A 6,378-nucleotide genomic window follows, 5' to 3' on the forward strand; every position below is an offset into this window, starting at 1 on the left:
GAGGCCCGGCGTACCGTGAGGGGCATATGGACGACACCACGCACCGCCTCGCCGCCCCGATCCCGTACGACCACGCCGCCGAGGCCCGCTGGGTCCCCGAACCGGACAAGCGCCCCGGCCGCACCGCCTTCCAGCGCGACCGCGCCCGGGTGCTGCACTCCGCGGCGCTGCGCCGCCTGGCCGGCACCACCCAGGTGGTCGCCCCCATGCGCAGCGACTTCCCGCGCACCCGGCTCACCCACTCGCTCGAATGCGCCCAGGTCGGGCGGGAGCTCGGCGCCGCCCTCGGCTGCGACCCGGACCTCGTGGAGGCCGGCTGCCTGGCCCACGACATCGGCCACCCGCCCTTCGGTCACACCGGCGAGGAGGCGCTCGACCAGGCCGCCGAGGACTGCGGCGGCTTCGAGGGCAACGCCCAGTCGCTGCGCATCCTCACCCGGCTCGAACCCAAGCGCTTCGCGCCCCCGGAAGACCAGCCCGCCGCCCGGCTCGCCCCCTGGCCCGGCCGCAGCGTCGGCCTCAACCTGACCCGGGCCGCCCTGGACGCCGCCACCAAGTACCCGTGGACCAAGGGCGCCCACCCCACCGACCCGGCCTCGCCCAAGTACGGCGTCTACGCCGACGACCTGCCGGTCTTCCGCTGGCTGCGGGCCGGCTCCCCGGCCGGTCGCAAGTGCTTCGAGGCCACCGTCATGGACTGGTCCGACGACGTCGCCTACTCCACCCACGACGTCGAGGACGGCCTCCAGGCCGGCCACATCGACCCGGCCGCCCTGCGCGCGCCCGGCGAGCGCGCCGACCTGTTCAAGGTCGCCGAGCGCTACGCCCGGGACGCCGAGCCGGAGGAGCTCGCCGCCGCGCTGGACCGGCTGCTCGCCCAGGACTTCTGGCCGCGGGGCTACGACGGCACCGCGCGCGCCCGGGCCGGGCTCAAGGACTTCACCAGCCAGCTGATCGGCCGCTTCTGCCTGGCCGCCGAGCAGGCCACCCGGGCCCGCTACGGGCCCGGCCGGCTCACCCGCTACACCGCCGAGCTGGTGGTGCCGCGGGACGTCCGGCTGGAGGTCGCGGTGCTCAAGGCGGTCGCCGTCCTCTACGTGATGATGCGCGACGAGCAGGCCCAGCTGCGGGCCCGGCAGCGGATCGTGATCGCCGAGCTGGCGTACGTACTGAACCAGCGGGCCCCCGAGGGGCTGGACCCGGTCTTCGCCGCGATGTACCACGAGGCCGAGGACGACCGCGCGGCCCTGCGCACCGTCATCGACCAGATCGCCACCCTCACGGACGCCTCGGCCCTGGCCCTGCACGCCAAACTCGTCGGCGCCTCCTGGACGTGACGCCCGCGGCGGGGAACCCCGGCTCGAAACCCCGGCCGCCCCAGTAGACTTCCGGGGTGGCCGGGCGGATCAGGGACGAAGACGTACAGGCGGTGCGCAGCGCACTGCCGATCGACGCGGTGGTCGGCGACTACGTACAGCTGACCAACGGTGGCGGCGGCGAGTACAAGGGCGTCTGCCCCTTCCACGACGAGAAGTCCGCCTCCTTCTACGTCAATCCCGCCAAGGGCGTCTTCCACTGCTTCGGCTGCCAGGAGAACGGCGACACCATCGCCTTCCTGATGAAGATCGAGCACTTCACCTTCGCCGAGGCCGTCGAGCGGATGGCCGCCCAGGCTGGCATCACCCTGCGCTACGAGGAGGGCGGCTACAGCCCCCGCCACCAGCAGGGCGAGCGCACCCGGCTGGTCGAGGCGCACAAGGTGGCCGCCGCCTGGTACCAGGAGCAGCTGGCCTCGCCGGAGGCGGAGATCGGCCGCCGCTTCCTGGCCGAGCGCGGCTTCGACGAGGAGGCGGCCAGGACCTTCGGTGTCGGCTACGCCCCCGCGGGGTGGGAGCATCTGGTCCGCTACCTGCGCGGCAAGGGCTTCACCGACAAGGAGATCCTCCAGGGCGGTCTGGCCTCGCAGGGCCAGCGCGGCGGGCTGATCGACCGCTTCCGGGGCCGGCTGGTGTGGCCGATCCGGGACATCGCGGGCGAGGTGATCGGCTTCGGCGCCCGCCGGCTGCGCGAGGACGACAACGGCCCGAAGTACCTGAACACCCCCGAGACGCCGATCTACAAGAAGTCCCACGTGCTGTACGGCATCGACCTGGCGAAGAAGGAGATCGCCAAGTCGGGCCGGGCGGTGGTGGTCGAGGGCTACACCGACGTGATGGCCTGCCACCTGGCCGGGGTCACCTCGGCGGTGGCGACCTGCGGCACCGCCTTCGCCGAGGACCACATCAAGATCATCCGCCGGCTGCTGATGGACACCTCGCAGTACCGCGGCGAGACGGTCTTCACCTTCGACGGCGACGCGGCCGGCCAGAAGGCCGCGCTGCGGGCCTTCGAGGACGACCAGAAGTTCGCCGCCAAGACCTCCATCGCGGTCAGCCCCGGCGGCATGGACCCCTGCGAGCTGCGCCTGGCCCAGGGTGACGAGGCGGTCCGGCAGCTGATCGACAACCCCGTCCCGCTGTTCGAGTTCGCGCTGCACACGGCGGTGGCCAAGCACCGGGTCGAGACGCCCGAGGGGCAGGCCGCCGCGTTGGAGGAGGCGGCCCTGATCGTCGCCAAGATCAAGGACCCGTCGATCCGGCACGGCTACGCGATCCGCCTGGCCGGCATGGTCGGGGTGAACCCCGGCGACGAGCAGTTCGTGGTCCGCCGGATCTCCCAGCTGGCCCGCTGGGAGCGGGAGCGGCAGCAGAACCCCCGCGCCAACGGTCAGCAGCGGCGCACCGAGCAGCCGGTCGCGGCGCCGCGCCCCGCCCAGCCGGCCTTCCGGCTCAACCCGCGCGACCCGGCCCAGTTCGTCGAGCGCGAGCTGCTCAAGCTGGCGCTCCAGCACCCGGACCTGGTCAGCCCGGCCTTCGACCACTACGGCGAGGACGAGTTCCCGACCCCGCCGTACGCCGCCGTCCGACAGGCCATCGCCAAGGCCGGCGGCGCCGCGTTCGGGGCGACCGTGGCCGACTTCACCGGCGCGGTGCGCGAGGCGTCCCCGGACGACCAGGTGCGTTCGCTGGTGACCGAGCTGACCGTCGAACCGGTGCGCTCGCTGCGCAAGGCCGACGCGATCTACGCGGGCGAGTTCCTGGTCAAGCTGCGCCTGCTGGCCGTCGACCGCCGGATCGCCGAGGTCCGCGGCTACCTCCAGCGGCTGGGCCACCGGGCGGACGCCGAGCAGCTGCACGCGGTGCAGACCGAACTGTGGCAGCTCCAGCAGTACGGGCAGCAGCTCCGCAGTCAGGGCGCCGCGGCTCTGTAAGCCCCGCACGGGAGCCGGGCGAGGAGCCTGCCGGGAAGCCCGGCGAGTTCCGTGCAGAAAGTCGGCGCACGAGTCTCGGCCACGGAGCGTGGCGTACCCCACACTGGAGGGCGTCCCACCTCCGTACAGCGCGGGTCCGCCAGAGTCGCGCCCGCCCCGAGGGATGCCCGTGGACCGAGGCCTTGCCGCAGCGACCACCGCCACCAGACGAGCCCAGCCCGCCCGGACACCGGACGGGGAGCAGGAGACGGACCACGGCCGGGCCGGGGCCGCGCCCCCGGTCGGCGAGCTGATGCCCGCCCGGGAACTGCCGGAGGGCCACCCCGACAGCCCGGACCAGGACCCGGACCCGGACCCGGACGGCCCGGACCCGGAGGCGCAGGCCGAGCCGGAATTCGAGGACGATCCGCCCGAGCGCGCCGAGGGCGCCGCCCCCGCCCCCGATCTGCTGCGCCAGTACCTGCGCGAAATCGGCCGGATCCGGCTCCTCACCGCCGCCGAGGAGGTCGAACTGGCCCGCCGGATCGAGGTCGGCCTGTTCGCCGAGGAGCGGTTGGACGGCGACCCCCCGCCCCCGGACCCACTGGCCCGCGAGCTGGACTCCCTGGTGGTCGCCGGCCGGATCGCCAAGCGCCGCCTGATCGAGGCCAACCTGCGCCTGGTGGTGTCCGTCGCCAAGCGCTACGTCGGCCGCGGACTGACCCTGCTGGACCTCGTCCAGGAGGGCAACGTCGGCCTGATCCGGGCCGTGGAGAAGTTCGACTACGCCCGCGGCTTCAAGTTCTCCACCTACGCGACCTGGTGGATCAGGCAGGCGATGAGCCGGGCCCTGGCCGACCAGGCCCGCACGATCCGGGTGCCGGTGCACGTGGTGGAGCTGATCAACCGGGTGGTCCGGGTGCAGCGCACCCTGCTCCAGCAGCGCGGAGTGGAGCCGACCGCGGCCGACATCGCCACCGCCCTGGAGCTCACCGAGGTGCGGGTGCGCGAACTCCTCCGGCTGGCCCAGGAGCCGATCTCGCTGCACACCCCGGTCGGCGAGCAGGACGACGTCGCGCTCGGCGACCTGATCGAGGACGCCGACGCGGCCTCACCCGCCGAGTCCGCGGCCTTCCTGCTGCTGCGCCAGCACCTGGACGCGGTGCTGTCGACCCTCGGCGAGCGGGAGCGCCAGGTCGTCCAGCTCCGCTACGGGCTGGACGACGGGCGTCCGCGCACGCTGGAGGAGATCGGCGCGGTGTTCGGCGTGACCCGGGAGCGGATCCGCCAGATCGAGTCCAAGACCCTGGTCAAGCTCCGCGACCACGCCTACGCCGAGCAACTGCGCGGCTACCTCGACTAGCCGGTCAGGCCTCAGACCTCAAAGCTCGGACGTCAGGCCTCAGACCTCTGACCTCAGGGCGCGGACGGGCTCGGCGACGCCTGGCCGGTCGCCGGTGGCTGCGCCGGGCCGGCCGGGGCCGAGTCGCCCGGCGTCGGCGTCGGCGTCGCCGCCGCGGCCCCGGTGCCCGGGGGCGGCGAGGCGGGGCCGATCGGGATCGGGGTGGAGTCCACCACCGAGGCCAGGGCGGCGACGGTCGCGGTGCAGTCGTGCCCGGCCGGTCGGAAGCCGCAGACCTGGAAGCCGATCGACGGGTCCGCCGCGTTCAGCATCTGCGAGTAGTTGTCGTAGCCCCAGTGGATCATCGCGGTCTCGCTGTCCCCGGTGCTGTCCGTGATCACCGCGTAGTCCTTGGGCTCGCCCTCGGTGATCGCCGCCCAGGCGGCCTGGCAGGTCCGGCTGTACCGGAGGTAGACGACGACCTTGCCGACCACCTGGGTCTGCAGGGTGCGGGCGTCCTTGCCGCAGCCGGTGGTCTTGGGGTCCTTGTGGGCGCAGCCGAGGGCCCGGCAGGCGGGGTCGGACGGGTCGGACGGGGCCGACGGGGTGGGCCTGGCGGTGGACGAGGCGGTCGGAGCCGGCCCGTCGGCGGCCGAGGCCTGGTCGTCGTGCCGGCTGACCCGCAGGCCGACCAGCACCAGCAGCAGCGCCAGCACGGCCGCGCCGGAGACCAGCGCCGCCGGGCGCCGCCACCAGGCGGCGGCGGGCTGCCCGGCGGTCGGCGCCGGCTCCTGGTCCGCGGGCAGCTCGCTCGCCGGCCCGGCCACCAGCTGGTCCGGCTCCTCGGCCGCCGGCCGGTCGTCGGAGAGCTCTGGGGCAGAGGCCGGGGCAGAGGCTGGGACAGGGGCCTGAACGGGGGCGTGAGCCGGGGCCTGGACAGGCTCCTCAGCAGCCTCCTCAGCGGTTTCCTCGGCCGTGGCCTCCCCGGCAGCGGGCTCCATCGCCCGCCGCCACAGTCGGCGCAGCGCGGCCGGGTCGCAGTCCACCGCCCCGATCAGCGCCTCCAGCGCCTGCGCGGTCACCACCCGCTTGCCGTTCAGCCAGCGCTCCCAGGAGGCCCGGCTGTAGTGGGTCCGGGCGGCCAGCTCGGACAGCGAGAGTCCGGCCGCGTCCTTGATCGTCCGGAGCTCCTCGGCCAGCAGCCGGGCGGGCTCGGACAGTTCCTCGGGCAGGTCCTTCCAGGCGGAAGCCAATGCGGCCCTCCATGAGTCGCAGGACGGGACAGTCCCAGGACGGGACAACGGTGGACGGTGCGAGAGGCGCGCGCCTGGTCGTCCGGCGTCTCCTCTTCTCCAACCTCAGCGGCCTGGTGTCCCAAACCCCAGGTCATGGCGTTGAGACGGACGGAAGTGTCTCACAACACCTCGGAACCCTCGAACAGTCATGTGTTCGTCGTGCAGAGTTCTCCTCGCCGGTGCGTTTCCACCGCCCCGGCCGTTTCGTTCGGGCACCGGCCGGTCGGCCGGGTCAGGCTCGACACGGAGTCCCGGACCCCCACCGGTCGGGGCAGCCTCGCGGGGGGAGGCTGCCCCGACCGACCCGGGACCACCCGGCGGGGGGGGGCGGACCCCCCCCCCCCCCCCCCGGCGGGCGCCCCCCCCCCCCCCCCCCGGGCGGGGGCGGCCGCGATGTGGTTGCCCACCCGGGCGCGGCCCCCCCCATACCCGGGAGGGACGGGCGGGGCGCC

The 6,378-nt window shown here is 74.2% G+C and carries 4 protein-coding genes; 3 read left to right on the forward strand and 1 reads right to left on the reverse strand.

From position 1 onward, the window contains the following. Positions 1 to 26 precede the first annotated feature (26 nt). The 3 genes from ACFWIS_RS00870 (at position 27) to ACFWIS_RS00880 (ending at position 4,652) form a co-directional block, all read left to right on the forward strand. The gene (locus ACFWIS_RS00870; protein WP_380455400.1) at positions 27 to 1,337 is read left to right on the forward strand and encodes a deoxyguanosinetriphosphate triphosphohydrolase; all 1,311 of its coding nucleotides are present in this window, start codon (positions 27 to 29) and stop codon (positions 1,335 to 1,337) included. Positions 1,338 to 1,393: 56 nt separating this feature from the next. Then, the gene (gene dnaG, locus ACFWIS_RS00875) at positions 1,394 to 3,310 is read left to right on the forward strand and encodes a DNA primase (RefSeq protein WP_380455398.1); all 1,917 of its coding nucleotides are present in this window, start codon (positions 1,394 to 1,396) and stop codon (positions 3,308 to 3,310) included. Positions 3,311 to 3,473: 163 nt separating this feature from the next. Continuing rightward, positions 3,474 to 4,652 (forward strand): RNA polymerase sigma factor, encoded by a 1,179-nt coding sequence (locus ACFWIS_RS00880; protein ID WP_380455397.1) that lies wholly within the window; start codon positions 3,474 to 3,476, stop codon positions 4,650 to 4,652. 53 nt (positions 4,653 to 4,705) lie between these two features. Here the strand turns inward: ACFWIS_RS00880 and ACFWIS_RS00885 are convergent, their stop codons facing one another. Further along, on the reverse strand, positions 4,706 to 5,884 hold the full coding sequence (locus ACFWIS_RS00885; protein WP_380455395.1) for a DUF2690 domain-containing protein: 1,179 nt from the start codon (positions 5,882 to 5,884) through the stop codon (positions 4,706 to 4,708). Positions 5,885 to 6,378 lie beyond the last annotated feature (494 nt).

The sequence above is a fragment of the Kitasatospora sp. NPDC127060 genome, assembly GCF_042724935.1.
Taxonomy (GTDB): Bacteria; Actinomycetota; Actinomycetes; order Streptomycetales; family Streptomycetaceae; genus Kitasatospora.

Bases quoted from the DNA above. Each gene is read 5' to 3' on its own strand.
- ACFWIS_RS00870 (WP_380455400.1), top strand. From the start codon at position 27: ATGGACGACACCACGCACCGCCTCGCCGCCCCGATCCCGTACGACCAC.
- ACFWIS_RS00880 (WP_380455397.1), top strand. From the start codon at position 3,474: ATGCCCGTGGACCGAGGCCTTGCCGCAGCGACCACCGCCACCAGACGA.